The 26,244-nt window shown below is 72.2% G+C and carries 25 protein-coding genes; 16 read left to right on the top strand and 9 right to left on the bottom strand.

The window, feature by feature from the left end; translation table 11 throughout:
- Nucleotides 1–197 precede the first annotated feature (197 nt).
- The 6 genes from E1298_RS20455 (at nucleotide 198) to gad (ending at nucleotide 6,255) form a co-directional block, all read left to right on the top strand.
- Nucleotides 198–425, top strand: coding sequence for a hypothetical protein (locus E1298_RS20455; protein ID WP_131895599.1), 228 nt, complete (start codon nucleotides 198–200; stop codon nucleotides 423–425).
- Nucleotides 422–553, top strand: coding sequence for a hypothetical protein (locus E1298_RS51220; RefSeq protein WP_279498846.1), 132 nt, complete (start codon nucleotides 422–424; stop codon nucleotides 551–553). The genes E1298_RS20455 and E1298_RS51220 overlap by 4 nt, the downstream gene beginning before the upstream one ends.
- Before the next feature lie 10 nt (nucleotides 554–563).
- Nucleotides 564–923, top strand: coding sequence for a hypothetical protein (locus E1298_RS20450; RefSeq protein WP_131895597.1), 360 nt, complete (start codon nucleotides 564–566; stop codon nucleotides 921–923).
- A 461-nt stretch (nucleotides 924–1,384) separates the two neighbouring features.
- A complete protein-coding gene (locus tag E1298_RS20445; protein ID WP_131895595.1) occupies nucleotides 1,385–3,067 on the top strand; it encodes an AMP-binding protein in 1,683 nt (560 codons plus the stop codon).
- Nucleotides 3,064–4,707, top strand: coding sequence for an AMP-binding protein (locus E1298_RS20440; protein WP_131895593.1), 1,644 nt, complete (start codon nucleotides 3,064–3,066; stop codon nucleotides 4,705–4,707). Before E1298_RS20445 ends, E1298_RS20440 begins: the two co-directional genes overlap by 4 nt.
- A 147-nt stretch (nucleotides 4,708–4,854) precedes the next feature.
- Nucleotides 4,855–6,255: a glutamate decarboxylase gene (gene gad, locus E1298_RS20435; RefSeq protein WP_131895591.1), complete on the top strand. Its 1,401-nt coding sequence runs from the start codon at nucleotides 4,855–4,857 to the stop codon at nucleotides 6,253–6,255.
- 109 nt (nucleotides 6,256–6,364) lie between these two features.
- Here the strand turns inward: gad and E1298_RS20430 are convergent, their stop codons facing one another.
- Nucleotides 6,365–6,751 (bottom strand): nuclear transport factor 2 family protein, encoded by a 387-nt coding sequence (locus tag E1298_RS20430; protein ID WP_131895589.1) that lies wholly within the window; start codon nucleotides 6,749–6,751, stop codon nucleotides 6,365–6,367.
- A 56-nt stretch (nucleotides 6,752–6,807) separates the two neighbouring features.
- Nucleotides 6,808–7,053, bottom strand: coding sequence for a hypothetical protein (locus E1298_RS49575; protein ID WP_131895587.1), 246 nt, complete (start codon nucleotides 7,051–7,053; stop codon nucleotides 6,808–6,810).
- Nucleotides 7,054–7,417: 364 nt separating this feature from the next.
- Here E1298_RS49575 and E1298_RS20420 point away from each other — a divergent pair, with 364 nt between their 5' ends.
- The gene (locus E1298_RS20420) at nucleotides 7,418–8,047 is read left to right on the top strand and encodes a TetR/AcrR family transcriptional regulator (RefSeq protein ID WP_131895585.1); all 630 of its coding nucleotides are present in this window, start codon (nucleotides 7,418–7,420) and stop codon (nucleotides 8,045–8,047) included.
- A 10-nt stretch (nucleotides 8,048–8,057) separates the two neighbouring features.
- Here the strand turns inward: E1298_RS20420 and E1298_RS20415 are convergent, their stop codons facing one another.
- The 3 genes from E1298_RS20415 to E1298_RS20405 are packed head-to-tail and all read right to left on the bottom strand — an operon-like array spanning nucleotide 8,058 to nucleotide 12,403.
- On the bottom strand, nucleotides 8,058–9,491 hold the full coding sequence (locus E1298_RS20415) for a GntP family permease (RefSeq protein ID WP_131895583.1): 1,434 nt from the start codon (nucleotides 9,489–9,491) through the stop codon (nucleotides 8,058–8,060).
- A 51-nt stretch (nucleotides 9,492–9,542) separates the two neighbouring features.
- On the bottom strand, nucleotides 9,543–11,141 hold the full coding sequence (locus tag E1298_RS20410; RefSeq protein WP_131895581.1) for an N-acyl-D-amino-acid deacylase family protein: 1,599 nt from the start codon (nucleotides 11,139–11,141) through the stop codon (nucleotides 9,543–9,545).
- Nucleotides 11,141–12,403 (bottom strand): amino acid deaminase, encoded by a 1,263-nt coding sequence (locus E1298_RS20405; RefSeq protein WP_131895579.1) that lies wholly within the window; start codon nucleotides 12,401–12,403, stop codon nucleotides 11,141–11,143. The genes E1298_RS20410 and E1298_RS20405 overlap by 1 nt, the downstream gene beginning before the upstream one ends.
- A 154-nt stretch (nucleotides 12,404–12,557) precedes the next feature.
- Between E1298_RS20405 and E1298_RS20400 the strand changes: the two genes are divergently transcribed.
- From E1298_RS20400 to E1298_RS20390, 3 genes are read left to right on the top strand one after another with little or no spacing between them, the layout of a single operon-like run.
- Nucleotides 12,558–13,538 carry a sugar kinase gene (locus E1298_RS20400; RefSeq protein ID WP_243725699.1) on the top strand — a complete coding sequence of 327 codons (981 nt, stop codon included), beginning with the start codon at nucleotides 12,558–12,560 and terminating at the stop codon, nucleotides 13,536–13,538.
- On the top strand, nucleotides 13,535–14,290 hold the full coding sequence (locus tag E1298_RS20395; RefSeq protein ID WP_131895575.1) for an IclR family transcriptional regulator: 756 nt from the start codon (nucleotides 13,535–13,537) through the stop codon (nucleotides 14,288–14,290). The genes E1298_RS20400 and E1298_RS20395 overlap by 4 nt, the downstream gene beginning before the upstream one ends.
- Nucleotides 14,287–14,691, top strand: a complete 405-nt coding sequence (locus tag E1298_RS20390) for a RidA family protein (RefSeq protein ID WP_131895573.1) — start codon at nucleotides 14,287–14,289, stop codon at nucleotides 14,689–14,691. The genes E1298_RS20395 and E1298_RS20390 overlap by 4 nt, the downstream gene beginning before the upstream one ends.
- Here E1298_RS20390 and E1298_RS20385 read toward each other — a convergent pair.
- Nucleotides 14,582–15,439 (bottom strand): ABC transporter permease, encoded by an 858-nt coding sequence (locus tag E1298_RS20385; protein ID WP_131895571.1) that lies wholly within the window; start codon nucleotides 15,437–15,439, stop codon nucleotides 14,582–14,584. The two genes, E1298_RS20390 and E1298_RS20385, sit on opposite strands and share 110 nt — an antisense overlap.
- Before the next feature lie 103 nt (nucleotides 15,440–15,542).
- Between E1298_RS20385 and E1298_RS20380 the strand changes: the two genes are divergently transcribed.
- Both E1298_RS20380 and E1298_RS20375 read left to right on the top strand, forming a co-directional pair.
- Nucleotides 15,543–16,382, top strand: coding sequence for a polysaccharide deacetylase family protein (locus tag E1298_RS20380; protein ID WP_243725698.1), 840 nt, complete (start codon nucleotides 15,543–15,545; stop codon nucleotides 16,380–16,382).
- A gap of 151 nt (nucleotides 16,383–16,533) precedes the next feature.
- Complete coding sequence (locus tag E1298_RS20375; protein ID WP_131895569.1) at nucleotides 16,534–16,872, top strand: hypothetical protein; 339 nt, start codon at nucleotides 16,534–16,536, stop codon at nucleotides 16,870–16,872.
- 125 nt (nucleotides 16,873–16,997) lie between these two features.
- Here the strand turns inward: E1298_RS20375 and E1298_RS20370 are convergent, their stop codons facing one another.
- Entirely contained in the window at nucleotides 16,998–18,419 is a 1,422-nt protein-coding gene (locus tag E1298_RS20370; protein WP_131895567.1) for a DHA2 family efflux MFS transporter permease subunit, read from the bottom strand.
- Nucleotides 18,420–18,498: 79 nt separating this feature from the next.
- The gene (locus E1298_RS20365; RefSeq protein ID WP_131895565.1) at nucleotides 18,499–20,691 is read right to left on the bottom strand and encodes an MMPL family transporter; all 2,193 of its coding nucleotides are present in this window, start codon (nucleotides 20,689–20,691) and stop codon (nucleotides 18,499–18,501) included.
- A gap of 198 nt (nucleotides 20,692–20,889) precedes the next feature.
- On the opposite strand from E1298_RS20365, the gene E1298_RS20360 reads away from it, so the two are divergent.
- The 3 genes from E1298_RS20360 (at nucleotide 20,890) to E1298_RS20350 (ending at nucleotide 23,842) form a co-directional block, all read left to right on the top strand.
- Entirely contained in the window at nucleotides 20,890–22,203 is a 1,314-nt protein-coding gene (locus E1298_RS20360) for a sensor histidine kinase (RefSeq protein WP_243725697.1), read from the top strand.
- Nucleotides 22,167–22,811 (top strand): LuxR C-terminal-related transcriptional regulator, encoded by a 645-nt coding sequence (locus tag E1298_RS20355; RefSeq protein ID WP_131895563.1) that lies wholly within the window; start codon nucleotides 22,167–22,169, stop codon nucleotides 22,809–22,811. Before E1298_RS20360 ends, E1298_RS20355 begins: the two co-directional genes overlap by 37 nt.
- 131 nt (nucleotides 22,812–22,942) lie before the next feature.
- The gene (locus tag E1298_RS20350; RefSeq protein ID WP_131895561.1) at nucleotides 22,943–23,842 is read left to right on the top strand and encodes a hypothetical protein; all 900 of its coding nucleotides are present in this window, start codon (nucleotides 22,943–22,945) and stop codon (nucleotides 23,840–23,842) included.
- Here the strand turns inward: E1298_RS20350 and E1298_RS20345 are convergent.
- The gene (locus tag E1298_RS20345; RefSeq protein ID WP_131895559.1) at nucleotides 23,817–24,590 is read right to left on the bottom strand and encodes an enoyl-CoA hydratase/isomerase family protein; all 774 of its coding nucleotides are present in this window, start codon (nucleotides 24,588–24,590) and stop codon (nucleotides 23,817–23,819) included. The genes E1298_RS20350 and E1298_RS20345 overlap by 26 nt on opposite strands.
- A gap of 219 nt (nucleotides 24,591–24,809) precedes the next feature.
- On the opposite strand from E1298_RS20345, the gene E1298_RS20340 reads away from it, so the two are divergent.
- On the top strand, nucleotides 24,810–26,244 hold a 1,435-nt coding region (locus tag E1298_RS20340; protein ID WP_165975569.1), incomplete at its 3' end, for a PEP/pyruvate-binding domain-containing protein.

The raw sequence follows: 26,244 nt of genomic DNA, 5'->3' as shown, positions 1-26,244 counted from the left end.
TCTTCCGCTGGGCCACCCGCTACAACACCCGCCGCAGGCACTCCCGCCTCGGCCAACTCTCACCGATCAACTACGAGAAACCACCGGTAGCCTGACCGCTACCGCCTGAAATCGGTGTCCACATTTCAGGGGGAAGCCCCCGTCTGGCCGCGCTTAGGGCCGTACAGGCGGCATTCACGGTCCTGGACGCGCGGGACATGGCGTGCGCGCTCGTGGAGGCGGACGGGTATCCGGCGCTCGCGGTGTCCCGCGTGGACGGCATCGGCGGGACATTCACGATCGGGTGCGCGTACCACCCGCGACACAAGCAATGGTGGATCGTCACGGCCGGCGCGAACGGGCAGACGGCGTGGCTTGCCCTGGCTACCGCGCCGCTGGAGGCGGCGGAGCTCGCGATCATCGAGATGCGGCGGAGGCGAGCGTGACCGGGGTCCGTGACGCGCTGGTGATGATTCCGCTGCGCGAGCTCGCGGGGATGTTCGCGGGGGCGCTGGTCTACGGCGGTGCGTGCGGGGCGGTCGGATGGTTCTTCGGATTCGTTGGGAGGCGCTGAGGTGGCTCCCGTGATGATGCGGCCCGCGCGGCTCGCAGGGACGGCCGTTGCGGCTTTCGAGGAGGCCATGGCCACCCAGCGGCGGCCCAAGACGATGATCCGGTTCGTCGCCGATGCGGCGCGCGACACGGCGGAGGAGGCGCTTGCGGACGCTCCGGAGGCTCCGGCCCGTGTGGCGTTCGATGTCGCTTTCCATGAGGTGAGCGGGATCGTCCGCCGCCTGCTGGAGGGGACGGGGTATCTCGCGGAGACGGTGGCCGCGATCCGGGATGAGGCTCACAGGCTCGCCCGTCAGGTGGACGCGCGCGGCGGCGCGGCGGACTCCCGGTTCGTCCAGGCGGCCCGCGAGCTCGTTAGGCCGGACGAGTAGCCCTTAGGCCCGTGTGAGTCCCGTCCGTGGATGTCCCCCCGGCGTCCATGGGCGGGAGCGCCGTCCGAGCGCGAGACCCCCGAATTCTGTAGCGGAGATCGGGCGCGGTCCGCCGGACGGCGAGAGCGGCCCGGAACCACCTGGGGAGGACGGTTCCGGGCCGCTCGCATGTGTCCTCCTCCTACGATCAACCTTCGCCGCGAGGGGGTAGGACGATCCCAGACGTGCGATAGCGTGCGAAACCAGGTTCGAGCCAAGCAAACCCAAAAGGACGTAGTAACCCCAGGCGTCAACGGCCTCAGCGTTGCGATCGCGTGCGAAGCCAGGTTCGAGCGAAGCAAGAACCTGATCGCGCAGCGAGCCGCCAGGCGAGACGGAGCGATGCAGCGATCGCCGCAGTGCCCGCCGAAGGAGGGCGCTCTAGCGCCCGACGCCAAGGGCACTGCAATAGGAGGGACCATATGGCGGCAGTCGAGTTTCGGGCGGCTCGTGATTTCCTGCTTGCGAACCGCGACGACTACGTCACCGCGTACGAGAAGTTCCGCTGGCCGGTGCTGACCGGCTTCAACTGGGCGCTGGACTGGTTCGACAAGATCGCCGAGGAGAACGACGCCCCGGCGCTGTGGATCGTCGAGGAGGACGGCACGGAGGCGAAGTACTCCTATGCCGAGCTGTCGCGGCGGTCGAGCCAGGTGGCGAATCGGCTGCGGGCGGCGGGCGTGCGGCGCGGCGACCGGATCATCCTGATGCTCGGCAACCAGGTCGAGCTGTGGGAGACGGTGCTGGCGGCGATGAAGCTCGGCGCCGTCCTCATCCCGTGCACGCCGCTGCTCGGCCCGGCGGACCTCCAGGACCGGCTTACGAGGGGACGGGCCCGCCATGTGGTGGCGAGTTCGGCCGACGCCGGGAAGTTCGAGGGGCTGGACGGCGAGTACACGCGGATCTCCGTCGGCGAGCCCGTGGAGGGCTGGCTGCGGTACGAGGACGCCTACGAGGGCCCGGTGAAGTACTCGCCGTACGGGCTCACCATGTCGCGGGACACGCTGCTGCTCTATTTCACCTCGGGCACCACGGCGAAGCCCAAGCTGGTCGAGCACACGCACGCCTCGTATCCCGCCGGGCACCTGTCGACGATGTACTGGCTGGGGCTGCGGCCCGGCGACGTCCATCTGAACATCTCCTCGCCCGGGTGGGCGAAGCACGCGTGGAGCAACATCTTCGCGCCGTGGAACGCCGAGGCGTGCGTGTTCATCTTCAACTACACGCGGTTCGACGCCGACCGGCTGCTCGACACGCTCGGCCGCTGCGGCGTGACGAGCTTCTGCGCGCCGCCGACCGTGTGGCGGATGCTGATCCAGGCCGACATCGGACGGCTGGGGTCACCGCCCCGGGAGGTCGTGGCGGCGGGCGAGCCGCTCAACCCCGAGGTGATCGAGCGGGTCCGGGACGCGTGGGGGGTCACCATCCGGGACGGGTTCGGGCAGACCGAGACGACCGTCCAGATCGCCAACACGCCGGGGCAGCCGGTCAAGCCCGGGTCGATGGGACGTCCCGTGCCCGGCTACCAGGTCGCCCTGATCGACCCGGTGACCGGGGAGGCCGGGGACGAGGGCGAGATCTGCCTCGACCTGGAGGACCGTCCGCTCGGCCTGATGACCGGCTACCACGGCGACGACGACCGCACCGACGAGGCGATGACCGGTGGGCACTACCACACCGGTGACATCGGGTCCCGGGACGAGGACGGCTACATCACCTACGTGGGCCGCGCCGACGACGTCTTCAAGGCGTCCGACTACAAGATCTCGCCGTTCGAGCTGGAGAGCGTGCTGATCGAGCACGACGCGGTGGCCGAGGCCGCCGTGGTGCCGTCCCCGGACCCGGTGCGGCTGGCCGTGCCGAAGGCGTACGTGACGCTCGCCGCGGGCTGGGAGCCGGACGCCGAGACCGCGAGATCGATCTTCGAGCACAGCCGGGCGCAGCTGTCGCCGTACAAGCGGGTGCGGCGGCTGGAGTTCGGCGAGCTGCCCAAGACGATCTCCGGGAAGATCCGCCGGGTGGAGCTGCGGACCAGCGAGATCGGCAAGCATCCGGGCGCGGACGACCGGCCGGAGGGGGAGTTCCGCGAGGAGGACCTGCGGTGACGCTCTCGTACGCCTCCGGCATCTCCGCCGTGCCGCTGCTCGGCGAGACGATCGGCGCGAACCTCGACCGGACCGTCGCCGCGTTCGCCGACCGCGACGCGCTGGTCGAGCGGGCGTCCGGACGGCGCTGGACGTACGACCGGTTCGCCGACGACGTGGACGCGGTGGCGCTCGGGTTGCACGGTCTCGGCGTGGCCAAGGGCGACCGGGTGGGGATCTGGTCGCCGAACTGCGCCGAATGGATGCTCGTGCAGTATGCGACGGCGAAGCTCGGCGCGATCCTGGTCAACATCAACCCCGCCTACCGGGTGCACGAGCTGGAGTTCGTCCTGAACCAGGCGGGCATCCGCACGCTCGTCGCCACACCTGCTTTCAAGACCTCCGACTACGCCGCGATGGTCGAGGAGGTCGCGCCGAGGTGCCCGGCGCTGGCCGACGTCCTGCTCATCGGCACCGGCGGGTGGGACGCGCTGCTGGCGGCGGGACGGGCCGGAGACCGCGGTGTCCTGGCCGGGATCGGCGCGGGGCTGAGCGCCGACGACCCCATCAACATCCAGTACACGTCCGGGACGACCGGGTTCCCCAAGGGCGCCACGCTGTCGCACCACAACATCCTGAACAACGGGTTCTTCGTCGGCGAGCTGTGCGGTTACGACGAGGAGGACCGCGTGTGTGTCCCGGTCCCCTTTTACCACTGCTTCGGCATGGTGATGGGGAACCTCGCGGCGACCAGCCATGGGGCGTGCGTGGTGATCCCGGCGCCCGCGTTCGACCCGGGGGCCACCCTGGAGGCCGTCGCGGCGGAGCGCTGCACGTCGCTGTACGGGGTGCCGACGATGTTCATCGCCATGCTGAACGAGCCGTCCCTGGACGGGCTCGACCTGTCCGGCCTGCGTACCGGGATCATGGCGGGGTCGCCGTGCCCGGTCGAGGTGATGAAGCAGGTCATCGAGCGGCTCGGGATGACCGAGGTCGCGATCTGCTACGGGATGACCGAGACGTCCCCGGTGTCGACCCAGACCCGCGCGGGCGACTCGCTCGACCGGCGCGTCTCCACGGTCGGGACCGTCCACCCGCATCTGGAGGTCAAGGTCGTCGACCCCGCTACCGGGGTCACGGTGCCGCGCGGCACGCCCGGCGAGTTCTGCACCCGTGGCTACTCGGTGATGCTCGGCTACTGGGACGAGCCCGCCAAGACCGCGGAGGCCATCGACGCGGCGCGCTGGATGCGGACGGGTGACCTCGCGGTCATGGACGAGCACGGTTACCTCACCATCACCGGACGGATCAAGGACATGGTGATCCGCGGCGGCGAGAACGTGTACCCGCGCGAGATCGAGGAGTTCCTCTACACCCATCCCGACATCGTGGACGCGCAGGTCATCGGCGTCCCGGACGAGAAGTACGGCGAGGAGCTCATGGCGTGGGTGCGGCTGCGCGACGGCGCGGACGCGCTGACCGCCGAGGCGCTGCGCGAGTTCTGCGCGGGCCGGCTGGCCCACTTCAAGATCCCCCGATACGTGCATGTGGTGGACGAGTTCCCGATGACGGTCACCGGGAAGGTCCGCAAGGTGCAGATGCGCGCCGAGGCCGTCGACATCCTGGGGCTCGGCGACACGGCGGCCGACCGGCACACGTAGCGGCGGAGGGCACACCACCGCAGATGCCGCGTCGGCTACGCGGGGGATTGTGAACAGATCGGCTCACGACAAACGGTGGATGGAGCGGGGGAGGCCGGCGGGTGACGATTGTGTTGAAGAGTCCCCGTCATCGAAGAGGTCAACGACATGCCGCTACGTAAGGTGGAAGCCGACCGCTGGCAGGAAGCACTCGATATCAACCCGCTCTACAACGGGCTCGTCCCGGAGGGCGGCATTCCGCGGTTCAAGTTCCCGCAGAATCCGATGAACCCCGACGCCGCTCAGGCGCTGATCCGTGACGAGCTGGTCCTGGATGGTAACGCCCGGCTCAATCTGGCGACGTTCTGCACGACGTGGATGGAGCCGCAGGCCCGCGAGCTCATCGCCGAGACTCTGGACCGCAACCTGGTCGACCACGACCAGTACCCGCAGACCGCCGACATGGAGGCGCGCTGCGTCAACATGCTCGACCACCTGTGGAGCGACCCCGACGGCAAGAGCGTCGGATGCTCGACCGGCGGATCGAGCGAGGCCGCCATGCTCGGCGGCCTGTCGATGAAGTTCCGGTGGCGGGAACGCCGCCGCGCCCAGGGCCTTCCTGCCGACCGGCCCAACTTGGTGATGGGCACCGCGGTGCACACCTGCTGGCCGAAGTTCTGCCAGTACTGGGACGTCGAACTGCGGTACATGCCGATCCAGGAACCCGCCTTCACCCTCGACCCGTCCCGGCTCGGCGAGTTCGTGGACGAGAACACCATCGGCGTCATCGGGGTGCTCGGCTCCACCCAGGTCGGCCGCTACGACGACATCGCCGCGATGTCGGCAGAACTGGACCGGATCCAGTCCGAACATGGGTGGGACATCCCGCTGCACGTCGACGCCGCGGTCGGCGGGTTCATCACCCCGTTCGTCGACCCTGACCGGGTCTGGGACTTCCGGCTGCCCCGCGTCCAATCGATCAACACCTCCGGGCACAAGTTCGGGCTGGTGTTCCCCGGCGTCGGCTGGATCGTGTGGCAAGAGCCGTCCGCGCTCCCCCAGGACCTGGTCTTGGAATGCGACCTGCTCGGCGGCTCCACCGACACCTTCACCCTGAACTTCTCCCGCTCCGGCGCGCCGGTCGTCGCGCAGTACTACCAGTTCCTGCGGCTGGGCTTCGAGGGCTACCGGGCCATCCAGCAAACCTCGATCGACGTCGCCCACTTCCTGGGCCGGGGCATCGGCGAAATCGACTGCCTGGACGTCATCTCCGACGGATCGGAACTGCCGGTGCTGGCCATCTCTGTCCGCCAGGGGTACGACGGGTTCACCATCTTCGATTTGGCCGACCGGCTGAAGATGCACGGCTGGCAGGCGCCGGTCTACAACTTGCCGCCCGCGCTGGAGCACATCGCGGTGATGCGGTTCGTCATCCGGCAGGGCTTCAGCCAGGACATCGCCGCCAAGCTTCTGGACGCGGTCCGCACCGAGGTCACCTACCTGCAGGAACGTGCGGCCATTCCCGGCCCTCGTACCTCCCCGCAGGCCAAGGCGCCGGTCGCGGGCTGACCCGCTGCCCCCGGGCGGTCGACCTCACGGCCCGAGGCCGGTCCAGGGCCGCGGCTTCGTCGGCGAGCCGCGGCCTTGAACCGGCTCAACAGAGCACGGTTTCCCCTGCTCAGGCGGAGTCCTTGAACCCCAGTGCGGTGGTGATCCGCCCGGACGGGCTGAGCACGAACACATCGATCCCTGACCGGGACGTATCTCCGGCAGCGGTTTCCCATCCGACCCGCACCACGTTGTGGTGCGCGTCGACCGGGCCGGTCAGGCGGAACCGCATGCCGGGCGTGCGGGCCTGCACCCCGGCGATCGCGTCGCTGACCGCCTGCCGCCCGGCCACGTCGTTGCCCGGGTCGACCAGCACGACGCCCTCCTCGCACAGCATCTCCAGCAGCCCCAGCCGGGCCACGGGGTCCCTCTCATTCCACAGCCGTTCCCACCGCTCGCACACCATCGTGACGTCCATACCGTCGTGGTCCCCGGCCGACAGCTCGGGCAAGCTCATCCGATGGGTTCAAGCCTGTGGCTGCTGCACCCACCTGTCCGCCACACCGACACAACTCACGGCCGCACACCTGCAAGCGGGGAGCCGCCCCGGGCGGCGACGCGGCGCTGCCGCGCGGCGACCAGCGGGCCGGTCGCCGGGGCGAGCCCGCAGGCCAGCGACGCGAGCGTGAAGGCGCCGAGCCCCAGCAGGAACATCCGCCGGTGGCCGTGCGTGTCGCCCAGCCGCGCGCCCGTGATGAGCAGGACGGCCAGCATCGCCGCCGGGCGGCGCGTCCGGGAGGGTTCGGCGGGGGCGTGCATGGACGGAGAACCCCGGCCGCCGCCGCGCCGTTGCGGACGGGCCGGAGAGCACCGGGCCGTGTTCCGGAGAACCGCGGGGCCGCGCGGTGTTCCGGCATTCCGGGTCTGGGCGATCGGGCCCGGCGACGGGGTCAGCACTCGCGGCGCACGCGCCGTCCAGAGCAGATCGGCCCCCGTGGCGCACTGCCTGGTCGGAACGGTCACCACGGTCGGCTGCGCCGGCCATGATCGCCCGGTCGCCCCGCCTTGTGGGAGGGACGTCCGGCCCCCGATGTGCAATGAAAACCGTAACACCTCTATGAACACCAATGTTCGTGATGTAGGAATTGTTCGCCTAGAACGTCCCTGTTGGTAGCTTTGTCGCATGGACCCCGACGGCTACTGCGCGCTGCCGCGCGGGCGTCATCGCCTCAGCCGCGAGGAGGTCAGCGCCTCCCAGCGGGAACGGCTGCTGGCCGCGATGACGCAGTCGGTCGGCGTGAAGGGGTACGCCCGCACCTCGGTGGCCGACGTGCTGAAGCTGGCGCACGTGTCGCGGGAGACCTTCTACGTCCACTTCGCCGACAAGCAGGCGTGCTTCCTGTCGGCCTACGCGGCGACCGCCGACCGCATCGTGGCGGTCGTCGACGAGGCGCTGCGGGGCGACGGCCTGCCGCTGATGCAGCGGTTCGAGCGCGGGCTGCTCGCCTACCTCGGCGAGCTGGCGGCGGACGCGGCCCGGACCCGCACGTTCCTGCTGGAGGTCTATGCGGCGGGCCCGGCCGCCGCGGCGCTGCGGTTCGCGGTGCAGACCCGGTTCACCGAGCTTCTGGACGGGCTGCTGGAGGAGGACGAGCGGTTCCGCGCGCTGCCCGACCCCGAGTTCGCGTGCCGGATGCTGGTCGGCGGGGTCGGGTCCCTCGTGACCGGGAAGGTGGTGATGGGCGAGTGCGCCACGCTTCCCGGCCTGTCCGCGCCGATCCTGGCGCACGTCCGCTCCATCCTGGAGCGCTGAGGGCCCGCTTCTAGATGAAGATGCTGAGGCCACCCGCCATCGCGAAGCCGACGACGGACAGGATCGTCTCCAGCACCGTCCAGGTTCTGAGGGTGTCGCGGACGGACATGTTGAAGTAGCGGGAGATGATCCAGAAGCCGCCGTCGTTGACGTGCGAGGCGATGATGGAGCCCGCGGAGATCGCGATGGCGATCAGCGCGAGGTGGGCGTGCGAGTGGTGCTCGCCCTGCACCAGCGGCGCGACGATGCCTCCGGTGGTGACGATCGCGACGGTGGCCGAGCCCTGCGCGAGCCGCAGCCCGCAGGCGATCAGGTAGGCCAGGACGATCACGGGCAGGCCTGCGTCCGCCAGGGTGCCGGCGAGGGCCTTGCCCACCCCGGTGGCCGACACGACGGCGCCGAAGAGCGCGCCGCCCCCGACGACCAGCAGGATCATGCCGATCGGCTGGAGCGACTTCGTCGCGAGGTCCGACAGCTCGGCGGCGGGGATGCCGCGCCTGATGCCGAGCAGGTACATCGCCAGCAGGACGGCGATGGTGAGCGCGACGACCGGGTTGCCGAGGAAGGTCAGCGTCGGCAGCGCGGGGCTGTCCTCCCACCAGACGGTGCTGAACGTGGCGAGCAGGATCAGCACCAGCGGCACGGCGATGATCAGCCCGACGAGGGCGAGGGACGGTTCGGGGGCCGCCGTCTCGGGCGCCTTGCCGGCATCGACCTTCGGGTCCTCGCCGCGCCGCTCCTCCTTCTCGCGCTCCGCGGCGATGTACTCGTCCGGGACCTCGATGAACACGCGCTTGCCGATCCAGGCGCCCCACGCGACGCCCGCGACGAGGAACGCGGGGATGCCGCAGACGAGGCCGAGCACGATGAGCCAGCCGAGCGGGACGCCGAGCAGCCCGCCGGCGGCGACCGGTCCCGGGTGCGGCGGCAGGAACGCGTGCGTCATGGACAGCCCGGCCAGCAGCGGCATCGCGTACAGAACGAGGGAGCGCCCGCCCTGTCTGGCGGTGATGTAGACCAGCGGCGCGAGGACGAAGATGCCCACATCGAAGAACACCGGGATGCCGAAGATGAGCCCCGCGAGGCCCATCGCCAGCGGCGCGCCCCTCTCCCCCGCCACGCTGAGCAGCCGCCGGGTGAGCACGTCGGCGCCTCCGGACCGCTCCAGGATCGCGCCGAGGATCGTACCCAGGCCGACGATCGGCGCGATGTGGCCGAGGATCCCGCCGAAGCCCGTCTCCAGCAGGGACGTCTTGGAGCTGAGCGCCGTCCCGACGATCTGCTCGACGCTCAGCCCTGCGGCGAGCGCGAGCGCCAGGCTGGAGACGATGAGCGCGATGAACGGCTCCAGCTTGACCTTGATGATGAGGAACAGCAGGACCGCGATGGACACGGCGCACAGCAGCAGCAGGCCGCCGGTCTCGTGTTGCAGCCAGTGGACCATGGGCAGTGACCTTCCGGTGTGGGAGCGCAGGGGGGCTGGGAGGCTCGGGGTTCAGCGGGTCGTTCCGTCGGGGGCACGGCGCAGGGAGCGGCCGGGGAGCGCGCCGGTGGGCACGCCGTCCTCGATGACGGCCGTGCCGCCGACCAGGACGTGGGAGATGCCCTCGGCCTGCTGCCGGGGGGCGTCGAAGGTGGCCGTGTCCCGGATGGTCAAGGGGTCGAACAGGACGAGGTCGGCGTGGTACCCGGGCCGGATCAGCCCGCGCTTGTCGAGGCGCAGCCGCCGCGCGGCCCGTCCGGTCAGGTGCGCGACGCACTCTTCGAGGGAGAGGACGCCGAGGTCGCGGACGTAGTGGCCGAGGTAGCGCGGGAACGTCCCCCAGGCGCGCGGATGGGGCTTGATCGCGGCCAGGAGGCCGTCGCTGCCGCCGGTGTGGCACGGGTGCCGCATGATCGCCTGGACGTTCTCCTCGTGCCCGACGTGCTGGAGGATCGTGGTGGCGAGGTCGTCGACGATCAGGCGGTCGCAGTAGACGTCGAACGCGGAGCGCCCGCACGCGGCGGCCAGGGCGGCGATCGTCTGGCCGACGACCGCGGCGTACGGGGAGCCGGAGATCTCGATCGTCTCCCACTCGGCCGGGACGCCGTGGCAGCCGTCCGAACCCTCGACCTCCATCGCGTGCCGGATCCGCTCGCGCTCGTCCGGATCGGCGAGGCGGGCCAGCAGGGCCTCGGGGCCGCCCACGGCCGCCCAGCTCGGGAGGAGCGCGGCGAGCGTGGTGGACCCGGGCAGGTACGGGTAGGTGTCGAGGGTGATATCGCAGCCGTCCACGATGGCGTCGTCCAGCAGGGCGAGCAGCTCGGGCGCGCGGCCCCGGTTGACGCCGAAGTTCATCGTCGCGTGCGCGAGGTGGAGGGGGCAGCCGGTGCGGCGCGACAGCTCGACCATCTCGGCGTACGCCTCCAGCGCGCCCGCCCCGTACGAGCGGTGGTGCGGCGCGTAGAAGCCGCCGAGGGACGCGACGACGCGGCACAGCTCGGCCAGCTCGTCGTCGCCCGCGTACATGCCGGGGACGTAGGTGAGCCCGCTGGACATGCCGACCGCGCCGTCGCGCATGCCGCCCGCGACCAGCTCGCGCTGCCGGTCCAGCTCGGCGGCGGTCGGCGGGCGGTCCTCCCAGCCCATCGCGAGCATCCGCACCGCGCCCTGCGGGACGAGGTAGCAGGCGTTGACGGCGATGCCCTCGTCGAGGCGGTCGAGGTACTCGCCGACGGTCCGCCACGTCCAGTCGAAGCCGGGCGGGTCGCCGTTCCAGCCGGCGATGGTGCGGCGCATCTCCGCGAGCGACTTGTCGTCCACGGGGGCGTACGACATGCCGTCCTGCCCGATGACCTCGCAGGTCACGCCCTGGCTCACCTTGGCGAGATGGTCGGGCTCGATGAGCAGCGCCAGGTCGGAGTGGGCGTGCATGTCGATGAACCCGGGGGCGAGGACGAGCCCGCCCGCGTCGATCACGGTGGTCTGAGGGGTTCCGGTGAGGCGGTCGCCGATCTCGGTGATCCGCCCGCCCGCGACGGCGACGTCGGCGACGCGGCCCGGCCCGCCGGTGCCGTCCACGACGGTGGCGCCGCGGATGACCGTGCCCGGCATCAGAACCACGTCCTGATCAGGTCGACGACGACGGGTTCCGCCGCGTCGGCGTCGTCCACGACGGGGATCAGCGTCCACTTGTCGAGCGCGGTGCAGGGGTGCGACAGCCCGAACCTGACCACGTCGCCGACCTCCGCCTCCGCGTCCACGAGGAAGGTGTGCTGGTCGTTGAGCGCGGTGACGCGCGCGCCGGCGACCGGCGCCGTTCCCCTCCCCCGGACGAACTGCGGCTCGGGCAGCCCCTCGTCGAACGGCAGGTCGCGCTTCCCCGCGTCGAGGAGCGCCAGCGCGGGCTCCGGGCGGGACACGACGCGCGCCCAGCCGTGCATGGCCGGGCGCAGCCGCTCGTCCGGTCCGGCCGCGCCGCGCGAGAAGGGCGAGATGTTCCGGTAGAAGCCGTCGTCGTGGATGATGTACGCCCCCGATCGCAGCACCACCTGCCCGTCGAGGCCACCGAGCACGTCCGCGACCTGGTCGAAGAACGAGCTGCCGCCCGCCGTCACGACCGGCTCGTCGGTCTCGTAGTCGAGGCCCCCGTACAGGTTGGCCAGCCGGCGCAGGTAGGCGTCCACGGAGGCGCGCCCCTCATCGGACGCGTCGTGGGCGAGGGCGCCCTCGTAGCCTGCGAGCCCGGCGAGCCGGAGGGTCGGCGCCTTGCGCACCGCGTCCGCGACGGCCCGCGCGTCGCCGTCGTCGCGGACGCCCGTCCGCCCGTGGGGGCCGCCGAGCTCCACGCACACGTCGATCGGACGCTGCGCGCGGGCGGTGCGGAGCGCGTCGTCCATCAGCTCGACCGAGCGCGGGGAGTCGACCCACGACAGGAACTCGAAGTCGGGGTCGCCCTCCTGCTGCTCGGCGAGCCAGGCGAGGCCCGCCGGGTCGAGCAGGGCGTTCGCCAGCATCACGCGGCGGACGCCGAACGCGCGCGCGACGCGGAGCTGCGGGAGGTTGGCGAGCGTGACGCCCCACGCGCCGGCGTCGAGCTGCCGCCGCCACAGCGCCGGGGCCATCGTGGTCTTGCCGTGCGGGGCGAGCGCCACACCCGCCGCACCCGTCCACCGGGCCATCGTCCGGACGTTGTGGTCGAGTGCGCCCGCGTCGAGCGTCAGCAGAGGTGTGCCGAACTCGCCGAGGGGTATCGGTGAAGCGCGGACATCGGCGACGGTCATCCCGTGCGCGGACGCCGGGACCGCCTTGAAGCGCCAGTCGAGCCGCTCGTCTCCGAGGGCCTCCACCGTGCCGCTATCGATGCTCGCCACCATCTTGACCTCCTTGGTTGCACATGGTGCAATGCATATTGCGTCATGTGCTGCTGCGGTTGTAGCATCGCGGTCGGGCACCGGTCAACGGTCGGCCACCGGATCGTGACCGGCGTGCGGAGAGGGGCAGATGGAACGCTTCCCGACAGCCGTCAGCGTGGGCGAAACGATGGCCGTGCTCCTCCCCGACCAGACCGGCCCGCTTGAGGACGTGTCCTCGTTCCACCACTCGTCCGGCGGCGCCGAGGCGAACGTCGCGCGCGGGATGGTCGCACTCGGCATACCCACCGCGTGGGTGGGGCGCGTCGGGGACGACGGGTTCGGCCGCCGCGCCGTCCGCGACCTGTCGGCGAGCGGCGTCGACACGCGCGGCGTGTCCGTGGACCCCGTCCGTCCGACCGGCCTCTATGTGAAGGAGGTCGGGCCGCGGGGAAGCGTCCTGCACTACTACCGCGACGGGTCCGCGGGTTCCGCGCTCGGCCCCGAACTGCTGGACGACCCGGTCGCCGGGCCGCTGCTGGCGCGCGCGCAGCTCGTCCACCTCTCCGGGATCACCGCCGCGCTGTCGGACGGCGCCCTGGAACTCGTCCGGGCCCTGCTGCGCCGCCCGCGCGGCGAGCGGCTGGTGACGTTCGACCTCAACTGGCGGCCCGCGCTGTGGCGCCGCCGCGACCCGTCCGTCCTGCGGCCCCTGCTGGACGCCGCCGACATCGTCATGCTCGGCACGGACGAGGCCGCCGAGGTCCTCGGCACCGGCGACCCGGCACGGCTGCGCGCCCTGCTCCCCGGCCCCGCGACGATCGTCGTCAAGGACGACGCCCACCAGGCCACCGCGCTGACCGGCGGCACCGCCGCCACCGAGCCCGCCCTCAACGTCGAGGTCGTCGAGCCGGTGGGTGCCGGGGACGCGTTCGCCGCCGGATACCTGACCGGAACGCTCCGCGGGTACGTGCCGCGGCGCTGCCTGCGGCTCGGCCACCTCGCGGCCGCCGCCACGCTCGTCGTGCCCGGCGACCACGGCCCCCCGCCCCCTCCCGCGCTCGTGGACGACCTGCTCGGCGCGTCCCCGCGCGCGTGGGCCGCCACCACCGTGCGCGCCTCCGGCATCGGCCGTCCGGTGGAGGAGGGCACCCGGTGAGCCAGAGCCTCCGGCGCGCGCTCGGCATCCTGATCGAGCTCGGCGAGGGGCCGCGCGGCCTCGACGAGCTGGCCGCCGTGGTCGGCGTGCACAAGACCACGGTGCTGCGGCTGCTGCGCACCATGGAGGACGAGCGCTTCGTCCACCGCGACGGCGAGCACCGCTTCCACCTCGGCTCCCGCATGTTCGCGCTGGCCGGGGCGGCGCTGGAGCAGCGCGGGATCCGCGACATCGCCGCCCCGCACCTGGCGCGGCTGAACGAGGCGACGGGGCAGACCGTCCACCTCGGCGTGTACGAGGGCGGTGACGTCGTCTACCTCGACAAGTACGACTCCCGGCACGCGATCCGCATGTACTCGCGGGTCGGGCTGCGGATGCCGCTGCATGCCACCGCAATCGCCAAGGTCCTGCTCGCCGACCTCCCCGGCCCGCGCCGCCGCCGCGTCGCCGACGAGATCGAGTACACCCGGTTCACCGAGCGCACCATCACCGGCGCCCGCGAGCTGCTGGACGAGCTGACCCGCGTCTCCGCGCAGGGCTACGCCATGGACGACGCCGAGCACGAGACGTTCATCCGCTGCGTCGCCGCGCCCGTCCGGGACGCCTCCGGCCACGTCGTGGCGGCCGTCTCGATCTCGGCGCCGGAGGTCGTCCTCAGCCGGGACGACGTCCTCGCCCTGCTCCCCGACCTCCTCGCGACCACCCGCGCCATCTCCGCCGACAGCGGCCACACCGAAGGGAAACACGAATGACCGAGAAGACGCAGGTGCGCACGGACGGTGCGCCCGCCGCCGCCTTTGCGTTCTCGCAGGGCGTCCGCAAGGGCCCGCTGCTCCAGGTGTCCGGCCAGGGCCCGCAGGAGCCCGGCACCGGCGCCTACGTCCACCCCGGCGACGTGAAGGCGCAGACGCGGCGCGTCCTGGAGAACGTCAAGGCGATCCTGGAGGCGGGCGGCGCGAGCGTCGAGGACGTCCTGATGTTCCGCGTCTACCTGACGACGCGCGAGCACTTCGCCGAGATGAACGAGGCGTACGAGGCGTTCGTCAAGGAGAACTGCCCGAGCGGCGTCCTCCCGTGCCGGACGACGGTCGCGGTGGAGCTCCCCCACCCGGCGATGCTCGTCGAGATCGATGCCTTGGCCTGCGTGGATTAGCTTCGGGGGCTTCAAGGCGGCCGGTGGCGACCAGCTCCAGCGTGATGAGGACGGCGACCGCCTCGATGGCCAGCAGGCCGATCAGGACGAGGAGCTGGGTCGCGCCGGCCTCGGCGGGGTCGGCGCCGCCGAGCAGGACGCCCACGAACGCGCCCGGCAGCGTGACGAGGCCGACGGTGCGCGTCTGGTCGAGGACGGGGAACAGGGCGAGCGCGGCGGCGGGCCGGCACACCTCCAGCGCCGCGTCGCGCGGCACGAGCCCTAGCGCGAGCCCGCCCTCGTACTCGCCGCGGCGCGTGGCCAGCTCGTCCAGCGCCCGGCGGCCGGTGAGCCCGGTCGCCGACATCGCGCCGCCGATGAAGATCCCGGCGATCGGCAGCACCGCCACCGGCCGCGCCGGGACGAGCCCGGACGCCATCAGCAGCGCGAGGACGGGCGCGACCCCGGCGACGATCGGCAGCGCCGTCCACCAGGCGGGGCCGCGGAGCGAGCCGGTGACACGGCGGCCCGCGGTCGCGACGGCGATCACCACCATGCACGCGATGAACCCGGCCGTGCATCCCGCACTGCGCAGCACCGCCGCGATGACCAGCGACACGGCCGAGAGCTGCACGACGGCGCGGACCGCGACGACGAGCAGGTCGCGGCCCAGGCCGAGACCGCCGAGCCGCACCAGCAGCGCGGCGGCCGCCGCGAGCGCCGTGAGGACGAGCGCCAGCGCCGGCCCGACCGCCGGAGCCGCGCTCATCCCGCCCCCCGCCGCCGAGAAATCCCGGCTCTCAGGCCAATTGGGCCGATTGTGATCCCATAGCAGTCTCCTACCCGCTTAAAACCCCGATAGCGTTGGACTTGTGGAGGATGAGGAGGCAGGCGGGACGTCCCGCCGCAAAGCGCTCTGGCTGATGGGCGCGGCCGCCGGACTGGCGGCCCTCGGGGCGGACGGGGCGCACCCGTCGCACGGTTCCCGGGCGGCCGCGGAATCGGCGACGCCGACACCCCGGGCACGGCCCGTGATCCATCCGACCCCGACGCCGACTCCCACGCCGACGCCGCGTCCCGCCCCGTGGACCCCGGCGAAGCTCACCGCGCTGGAGACGCCCGTCCGCGAGCTGTCGCAGCTGGTCCCGCCGCCGCCGCCGAACTCGATCGCGCTGACCATCGACGACGGGCCGAGCCCCCTGTGGACGCCGCGCGTGCTGGACCTGCTGGCCGCCGAGCAGATCCACGCGACGTTCTTCATCATCGGCGAGCAGGTGACGGAGTTCCCGAAGCTCACCCGCCGCATCGCCGACGCCGGCCACCAGATCTGCAACCACACGATGACGCACCCGATCACGATCGCGGGGATGTCGCGCAAGTCGGTCCGCAAGGAGATCGTCGAGGCGCACGACCGGATCGCCGACGTGACGGGCGTGGTGCCGCAGTTCTTCCGGTCGCCGGGCGGCGCGTGGTCGAAGAACGTCCTGGAGCTGACCGCCGAGCACGGCATGCTGCCGATCGACTGGGCGGTCGACCCGCGCGACTGGGCGCGGCCGGGCGTCGGCAGCATCCGCCGGTCGCTGCTCAAGGCGAAGGCCGGCAACATCCTGCTGTGCCATGACGGCGGCGGCGACCGGTCGCAGACCCTCGCGGCGCTGGAGACGGTCATCCCGAAGATGAAGAAGCGCGGCTTCACCTTCGTCGCGCTCTGACCGTCCCCGCAGGCGGATAATTGGGGCATTCAACGCAATTCACCTTGAGTTCCCGCTGTCATTTGTTTACCCCACGATAGCCCTTCCGAAAAGAACTGTCAGGCAGTGTGGCCTGCGGGAAGGAAACAATCATTTAGGGGGAGACATCCGCATGCGCTCGACCATCCGCACAGGTATCGCACTCTCGATCTCCGGCCTCGCCACGGGCGGCCTCGCCCTGCTGGCACCGGCGTCCGAAGCACAGGTCACCACCGCGCCGACCAGCGTCGCCGTGGCCCAGCGGCCACCGGTCTGCCGCTACACCGTCGAGGCGCGGCACGGGCTGCACGTCCGGCAGAAGCCCGGCGGCCGGATTCTCGGCGTCCTCCCGAACGGGAAAATCATCTTCGCCGACTGCCGCGCGACGCATGGATGGGTGCAACTACGGGGCGGGGTGAAGCAGAAGTTCGTCGGCAAATACGTCGCCCACCGATATCTGGCGCGTTACTGACCGGTCCGGGGCCGCACGAGACCTTTTCCGGTCTCTGCCCGAAAGCCGCGACAGCGTTAACGCCCCGTGCCGGACGGCACGGGGCGTACGCCGGCGAACAGGTCTTCCTCAGGTAATGCGCAGGTTCACGAGTGCTCCTTCCTAGACGGGTAGAAGAGGGCGGGCACGAGGGTCAGCGCGGAGAGGCCGACCGCCCACCAGAACGTCTCGCCGTACGCGGCCGCCGCGTCGGCGTGGTGGCCGAGCGAGCGTTGCAGGACGACCACGAGGATCGCCGTGCCGAGCGAACCGCCGACCCGGTTGAGCGTGTTGACGGCTCCGGCGGCGCGGGCCGTCTCATGCGGCTGGACGCTGGCGTAGACGGTGGCCATGCCGGGCGCCATCACGACGCCGAGCCCGGCGCCCCGCACGACCAGGGACAGGACGAGCAGCCAGCCCGCCGGGTCCGAGCCCAGCTGGGTGAACGCGACCGTCCCGGCGAGGGTCAGCACGATCCCGGTCAGGATGAGCGGACGCGCCGCCATCCGGTCCGCGAGCCGCCCGGCGAAGAACGTCGCGACTGCTGTGCCGAGCGCTTGGGGAGCGAGCAGCAGGCCCGCCTCCAGCGCTGAGGCGTGCTCGACCTGCTGGTAGTACAGCGGCAGGAGGAGCATGGAGCTGTAGAGCGCCGCGCCTTGCAGGAACGAGTTGGCCGTGGCGACCGCGAAGCCGCGCCGGGCGAAGAGCCGCAGGTCGATCAGGGCGCGGTCCCGGCGCCGCAGCGCGTGCGCGCCGTAGGCCGGCAGCAGGACCGTCCCGGCCGTCAGGGCCAGGACGACGTGGGACGATCCGAAGCCGCCCGCGTCCCCGACCTCGGAGAAGCCGTAGACGACCGCCGCGAGGCCCGGTGACAGCAGCGCGAGCCCGAGCACGTCGAGCCGGTTGCCCTCCGCCTTGCGCTCTCCGTCGGACGGGATGTAGCGGGCCGCGAGGAGGAGGGTGACCAGGCCCAGCGGGACGTTCACCAGGAACATCCAGCGCCAGTCGAACCGCTCCACGATCAGCCCGCCGGCCACCGGGCCGAGGACGGGCGCGAACGTCAGCGGCAGGACGGTGATGCCGAAGATCCGGCCGAGGCGGGCGGGCCCGGCGGCCCGGACGACGATCGACTGGCCGATCGGCTGGATCAAACCGCCGCCGATGCCCTGGAGCACGCGGAACAGGATCAGGCTCCCGGCCGACCAGGCGAGCCCGCAGAGCGCCGAGCCCGCGACGAACAGCGCGACCGAGGTCATCCACATCGCGCGGGCGCCGAACCGGTCGCTCGCCCAGCCCGCCAGCGGCATGACCATCGAGATCGACAGCAGGTAGCCGGCGGACACCCACTGGAGCGTGCTCAGCGGGCTGTGGAAGTCGCGGGCGACGGCGTCCAGGCCGACGGTGACGATCGTCGTGTCGAGCAGGGCGAGGATCGGCCCGAGGACGAGGACGAAGGACATCTTCAGCAGGGCCGGGTCGAGCCGTTCCGCGGGCCGCGCGGCACCGGGGGCGCAAGCGGGAGCGGTCATGGACACCTCCAAGTAACTATGACGAGCCAAATTTTAGGCTCGTCATAGTTACTTGGTCAAGCATATTTTTATGTTCGTCCTATGTTCGCGTGGCCATCCGCTCCGGAACGGCCGGGGCCGGGGGCGGGACCGGCCCAGGGTCGTGGGAGAGGCGGGGCAGCCAGCCCAGCCAGCGCGGCAGGTACCAGTTCGCGCGGCCGAGCAGCGACATGACCGCGGGCAGCAGCACCACGCGGACGATCGTCGCGTCGATCAGCACCGCCACCGCCAGGCCGACGCCGAGCTGCTTGAAGTCCTGCATCGACAGCGTCCCGAAGATCCCGAAGGTGGCGATCATGATGACCGCCGCGCTGGTCACGACCCCGGCCGTGGCCCGCACGCCCTCGCCGACCGCGCTCGCGGTGTCCAGGCCCCGGTCGTGCGCCTCGCGGATCCGGGAGACGACGAACACGTGGTAGTCCATCGACAGGCCGAAGAGCACCACGAACACGAACAGCGGGATCCATGACTCCAGTGCGCCCGCCGCACGCGTGCCGACCAGCTCGTCCCCCCAGCCGTGCTGGAAGACCGCGACCATCACCCCGTAGGCGGCGCCGACCGACAGCAGGTTGAGCGCGATCGCGCTGAGGGCGATCACCACCGAGCGGAAGAAGACCAGCATCAGCAGGAACGTGATGCCCATCACGAACAGGAACACCGGCACGATGCTGTCGCGGAGCTGGGCGTTGTAGTCGACCGACCAGGCCAGCTGCCCCGTCACCGGCGCCTCGGCGACCCGTCCCACCGTCTGCGGGACGATCGTGTCACGCAGCGTCCCGAGCGCGTGCTCGGAGGCGTCGTCGGCGCCGGCCCCCGCGAGCGGCACCGCGATCTCCGCGACGTTCGCGCGCTCGTGCACGGTGACGTCGATGGGCTCGTTCATCTCCCCGGACGCGACGGCCCGGCGCTTCAGTTCCTCGATCGCCCTCCGCACCTCGGGCGCCCGGATGTCGCGTGCCTTGACCACCACGGTCGCGGGCTGCGGGTTGCCGGGGAACGCCGCGTTCAGCCGCGTGTACGCCTGCGCGATCGGCTCGCCGGGCGGGATCTGCTGGTCGATGGTCAGCCGCTCCGTCCGCATGCCGAGCGCGGGCGCCGCCAGGGCCAGCAGCAGGCCGGCCGACAGCACCGCCGCGATCCCCGGACGCGCCAGGACGGGCTTGAGCAGCGCCCCCACGATGCCTCCGCCCTCCGCGCGGCGGCGGCGGCGCAGCGGGATCCGGCCGAAGTCGACCTTGTCGCCGAGCAGGGACAGCAGCGCGGGCAGGACGGTCACCGAACCCAGCATCGCGATGCAGACCACGAGGATCGTCGCGACGGCGAACCCCTTGAACAGCAGCAGCCCGGACAGGAACATCCCGGACATCGCCACCATCACGGTGAGCCCGGAGACCAGCACCGACCGTCCCGACGTGGCCGCCGCGATGGCCAGCGCGGTCTCCCGGTCGCGGCCCTTCGCCCGCTCCTCCCGTTCCCGTTGCAGGTAGAACAGGCAGTAGTCGACGCCGACCGCGAGGCCCATCAGCAGCATCACCGAGTTCGTCGTGCCGTCCACGTGCACGGCATGGCTGGTCACGGCCAGCAGCCCGCCCGCCGCGAGGAAGGCGGTGAACGCCAGCAGCACGGGCAGGACGGCGGCCAGCAGCGCGCCGAACGCCACGAGCAGGATCCCGATCGCGAGCGGCAGCGCCGTCATCTCGGCGCGCTGGAAGTCGCTGCCCAGCGCCTCGTCGAACCACGCGTCGGCGCTGGCGCCCCCGAACTGCCCGATCTGGACGGACGGGTTCGCGGCACGCGCTTTGCCCACCGCGTCCTCGATCGCGGGCAGCGGGTCGGGCGCGCCGTCCGGCCTCTCCTTCAGCGTGAACTGGACGATGACGTGTCGGCGGTCCTTGGACACCGCGTCCGGGCGCAGGTCGGTGAGCACGCCGGTGGCCTGGACGTTCGCCCTGACGGCGGCGACCGCGCGGGTCATCTCGGGCGAGCCGGCCGGGTGGGCGCCGCCCGACACCAGGACCGTCTCCTGGTCGGTGTCGGCGATCCCGGCCTCGGTGATGATCTTCTCGGCGCGGGCGGACGGCCCGGTGCCCTGCTCGTGGTCGGCCATGGTGACCTGCCCGGCCGCACCGCCGAGCACCGAGGCGAGGACGACGAACACGAGCCAGCCCAGGATGGCGGTCAGGCGATGTCGGGCGCTCCAGCCGCCGAGAACGGCGGCGAGGTTTCGTTTCATGGGGGTCCCCTGTCAGCGTCGGATGGGGGTGACACCAAGGACGCTAGGAACGCCGGACCACCCGCGACATGGCTCTAGACGGCGTCCGGGGGTGGACCTGAGTACACCCCATGGCCGGGTTGCGGGCACACTGTGCTGGCAGAACGCCCGCCGGAGACTGGATTCCGGAACGACACAGGGCGAACTACGGAGGATCCGGTGAGCGGTGAACTGGTGAAGGAGACCTGGTGGCAGGAGCACACCAGGACGCCATGGCGGGGTTTCAAGCTCGGCCTGCTGGCCTTCCCCTCGTTCTTCGTGGCGGTCTGGTTCGGCTCGGTGCTGTCCATGGTCACCGGGATCATCGGCATCCTGCTGTTCCCGTCCGCGGCGCTGCTGGTGCGCAACATGACGAACGTCTACCGCACCCTGATCGGGCGCTGGACGGGCGTCCCGATCGAGCGCCCGTACCTGCCCGAGCCGCCCGGCGAGCAGGGCTTCATGGGCCTGCTGCGGCGCTTCGTCGCGCTGATCAGCGACCCTGCCACCTGGCGCGACTACCTGTGGCTGATGATCGATCCGATCGTCGTGACGTTCACGGCGGCGCTGCCCGGCTGGCTCATCCTGTACGGGGTGTGGGGGTACTGCCTCGCCACGTTCGCGGGCGGGATGATCGGCCACTACGGCGGCAGCGACTGGTACGGGTGGGTGCACGTCGACCCCGGCTATGACCGGGACACCGAGCGGATCGTCTCGACGCTGGTCGTCGCCACGCTGTGCATCGCCGTCGGGTTCCTCACCGGGCCGAAAATGCTGGCCGTGTACGGCCGCTGGGGGCGCTCGCTGCTCGGCCCGACGGAGAAGTCGCGGCTGGCGCTGCGCGTCCAGCACCTGACCGAGACCCGCTCGGAGGCCGTCGACGCGTCCGCCGCCGAGCTGCGCCGCATCGAGCGCGACCTGCACGACGGCGCGCAGGCCCGGCTGGTCGCGATGGGCATGAGCCTCGGCGCGATCGAGCACCTGCTCGACAAGGACCCCGAGCGGGCGCGGCTCCTGCTCGCCGAGACGCGCGCCTCGTCCGCCAAGGCCCTGCGCGAGCTGCGCGACCTCGTCCGCGGCATCCACCCGCCGGTGCTCGCCGACCGCGGCGTCGGGGACGCGGTCAAGGCGCTCGCGCTCGACCATCCGCTGAACGTGGAGGTCACGGTCGCGGTGCCCGGCCGCCCCGAGCCGCCGGTGGAGTCCGCCGCCTACTTCGCGGTCTCGGAGATCCTCACCAACGCGGCCAAGCACTCGGGCGCGGGACGGGTCTGGGTGGACGTGCGGCACGAAGGCGGAATGCTCCGGATCGCCGTCACCGACGACGGGAACGGCGGCGCCACGCTCGACGGCGGGACGGGACTGCGCGGGATCGAGCGCCGGATCGGTACATTCGACGGCATCCTCGCCCTCAGCTCGCCCGTGGGCGGCCCGACGACCGTCACCCTGGAGCTGCCGTGCGCGTTGTCCTCGCCGAAGACCTCGCTCTCCTGAGGGAGGGCCTGGTCAGCCTGCTGGAGACGCACGGCTTCGAGATCGCGGCCGCCGTCGACAACGGCCCCTCGCTCCTGAAGGCGCTCCTCGACCACCGCCCGGACGTGGCGGTGGTCGACGTGCGCCTGCCCCCGTCCTTCACCGACGAGGGGCTCCAGGCGGCGCTGGAGGCCCGCCGCCAGGTCCCCGGCCTGCCGGTGCTGGTGCTGTCGCAGTACGTCGAGCAGCTCTACGCCCGGGAGCTGCTCGCCGACGGCACCGGCGGCATCGGCTACCTGCTGAAGGATCGCGTGTTCGACACGGCCCAGTTCGTCGACGCCGTCCGCCGCGTCGCCGCCGGCGGGACGGCGATGGACCCCGAGGTCATCTCCCGGCTCGTCGCCAGCGGCACCCGCGACACGCCGCTCGGCCGTCTCACGCCGCGCGAGACGGAGGTCCTGGAGCTGATGGCGCAGGGACGCTCCAATGCGGCCATCGCCCAGCAGCTCGTCGTCACCGAGCGGGCCGTGACCAAGCACACGGCCAACATCTTCGCCAAGCTGGACCTCGCGGTCACCGGGGACGACAACCGGCGCGTGCTGGCCGTCCTGGCCTATCTGAACCGCTGACGGTCTCTTCGGGACCGCAGAGGGCCGCGCCGCACCGTACAGTTCGCATCGGCTTCGCCGACATTTCGGTCTATCCGGGTCAGCGCCCGGTGAATTATGTTGCTCGGCGAGATGGCCCTTTGGAGGGCGCGATGACGGTGATCTTGGTCCTGCTCTGCCTGGCGATCGCCGGCCGGGAGCTGTACCTGGCGTTCGAGCGCAAGCGGTCCGCGGGCGCGCCCGAGATCGCCGACATCCGCACCCAGCTCACCGCGCTCAAGGGCACCCGGGACGAGCTGGAGGGCTTCCGCGCGTCCCAGCGCGAGCGGCTTGAGGGCCTCACGGCCGAGCAGGACCGCGAGAAGGAGTCGCTGCGCGAGACCGACGCCCGCATCCGCTCGCTGATCGCGCAGATCAACGACCGGATGGTGCCGGACGTCAACGACCGGCTGACCCGGCAGCGCGACGCCCTGGACCGGCTGTCCAGGGAGGTCGCCGGGCTGCGCGGGCACCTCGTCGGACGGCTCGACCAGGCCGTGGCCGCCTCCCTCGGCGCCGACCCGGCCGACGTGGTCGCCGGCGGCCTCACCGCCGAGCCCGCCGCCGCGCGCTCCGCCCTGACCGGCCCCTACGAGCGGTTCGCCGAGCGCTACGGGCTGCGGGTCGAGCTGACCGACCGGGACCGCTACTACCTGTCGGGACGCAGCCCGCGCGGCCTGGAACGGGACTTCATCGACCTGGTGCGCGTCCTCCGCACGACCTCCGAGAACGGCGGGCCTCCCGGCGAGGTCACGCAGGAGGCGCGCGCGCTGCTCGGCGCCCTGCGCGGGATCGGCCAGGGCGGTCTCCAGGTCGGCCCGCTTCTGGCCGTCCGGACGAACAAGTCGCTGCTGTGCGGCGTCCTGACGCTGGCGGATCTGCGCCGTCCCGAAACGGCCGGGCTCTGGGACCACCCGGTCGACGCCATCCCGCGCCTGCGCCGCCTGCCGGAGGGACGGCGCTGCGACCTGACCGCCTGGCCCGCCCTCACCCGGCCGGAGCGGTCCAGGTGAACCGGGGGGCACGGCGCTCCAGGAAGGCCGCCACGCCCTCGTCCGCGTCGCCGCCCGCCTTCACCTCCGCCAGCCAGCCGCGGACCCTGTCGTCGACGGGATCGCCCGCGGCGATGGCGTCGACGATGTCCTTGGTGGCGCGCTGGGTGAGCAGCGAGCGTCCGGCGAGGGTCCCGGTGAACTGGGCGACCCTCGCGCGCAGCCCGTCGGCCGGGACGACCTCGTCCAGCAGGCCGATCCGCAGCGCGTGCGCGGCGCCGACCAGGTCGGCCGAGTAGAGCAGGTACTTCGCGGCGGACGGGCCGACGAGCCGCACCAGCCGGGTCGTCGCGACCGCCGGGTAGACGATGCCGAGCTTGGCCGGGGTGATGCCGAACCGCGCGCCCTCCGCCGCGAACCGCAGGTCGCATGCGGCGGCGAGCTGGCAGCCGCCGCCCACGCAGAACCCCTCGATCGCGGCCAGCGTCGGCTTCGGGAACGCCGCCAGGGCCACCTCGGCCGCCGTCGACAGGTGCCCGCCGTCGTGCCGGTCGATCTCGGCCAGCTCCGAGATGTCGGCCCCGGCGCAGAAGTTCCCGCCCGCCCCCGTCAGGACCAGCACGCGCACGCCGGGATCGGCGGCGAGGCCGTCCAGGAGGCCGGGCAGCGCCCGCCACATGTCCGCCGACATCGCGTTGCGCTTGGCCGGCCGGTCGATGGTGATCGTCCCCACGCCCTCGGCGATCTGGCAGTCCAGCCCGGCGGTCATGGTCCCCCTCGGTTCGACGCCTGCGTCATCGTACGAACCAGGCCCGGCCCCTGCCGCTCTCGGGGGCCGTTCAGGGTCCTTCCTCCGCCCTCAGGACGATACGGACCGGCGCTGACTACCCCCAAGGGGGAGATCCAAGACAACCCCTGTGACGGAGGAATTCACAGGGCGTTCAACGGATTCTTTATATACGGGCGGCCCCGATGAACGGAGCTCGTGGTGCCACTAAGCACTCGCGTCTTCTGGACCATCAACCTGGACGACCCCCTGGCCACCGCGCCCGACCGGGCCGGGGCCAAGGCGGCCAACCTCGCCCGCGCGGCGCGGCACGAACTGCCGGTGCTGCCCGGGTTCGTCATCCCCGTGCCCTGCGTGGCCTCCCGCGAGCGCTATGTGAACACCGGCGAGCTGCGCGCCGCCTGGGCGCGGCTGAGCCGCGACGGCACGCGCCCGCTGGTCGTCCGCTCCTCCTCCACGCAGGAGGACGGCGCCGTCTCCTCCATGGCCGGGCGCTTCGTGTCCGTCCTCGACGTCCGGGACTGGCCCGCCTTCCTCACCGCCGTGGACGACGTCGCCGCGTCCGCGTCCGCCCCCGGCACGATGGCCGTGCTCGTCCAGCCGCAGCTCGACGCGGCGGCGGGCGGCGTGATGTTCGGCGCCGACCCGGTGGACGGCCGCACCGACCGCGTGATCGTCTCCGCAGTGCCCGGCGGGCCGCAGGCCCTCGTCGGCGGCGAGGCCGACGGCACCCGCTACGCTCTGACCCGCCGCGGCCGGATCGTCGCCGTCGAACGCGACGACGGGCCCGCGGGGGAGGACGGCGCGGACGGATCGTCCGGCGGGCAGGGGCCGCTGACCCCACTCCAGCTCCGCTCGCTCGCCCGGCTCGCCGCCCGCGCCGCCGCCGTGTTCGGCGGCCCGCAGGACATCGAGTTCGCGTTCGACCACGAAGGCCGCCTCTGGCTGCTGCAAAGCCGTCCCGTGACGGCCCTCGCGCCGCTGCCGCCGCGCCGCGCCGTCCTGCTGGGCCCCGGCCCGGTCGCCGAGACGCTGCCCGACCCGCTGTCCCCGCTGGAAGAGGACCTCTGGCTCGTCCCCCTCGACCGCGGGCTCGGCGAGGCGCTCGCCACCGCGGGCGCCGTCTCGCGCCGCGCGCTGCGCCGCTCCCCGACCGTCCGCGCCGTCGGCGGGCGCGCCGCCGCCGACCTGCGCCGCCTCGGCGCCGAGCCCGGCCGCGGGTCCCGCCTCCGGCTGCTCAACCCCGTCCCGCCCGCGCGGCGCCTGCGGGCGGCCTGGACGGTGGGACGCCTGCGCGCCGAGCTTCCCGCCCTCGCCGCCGACACGGCCGCCGCCGTCGACGCCGACCTCGCCGCGCTCCCGCCGCTCGACGCGGGCATCTCGGACGCGGACCTGGCCGGAGCCCTGCGCTGGACCCGCGCCACGCTGACCGCGCTGCACGGCCTGGAGGCGCTCGCGGGGTCGCTGCTCCCGGCCGACGACCATTCCACCGGCGCCGCCGCCCAGGGGCTGGCCGCACTCGCACGGGCCCGCGCCCAGGGCCACGACGACGCGCGGATCCCCGCGACAGCTCCCGCCGTCCTGGCCCTGACCCCGCCGGTCATCGGCCCGGCGCCCCACCTGCCCGTCGCCGCGA

Origin of the sequence: Actinomadura rubrisoli, assembly GCF_004349215.1 — a bacterium.
Lineage (GTDB): Bacteria > Actinomycetota > Actinomycetes > Streptosporangiales > Streptosporangiaceae > Spirillospora > Spirillospora rubrisoli.
This window is presented reverse-complemented; position numbering and strand designations above follow the sequence as displayed.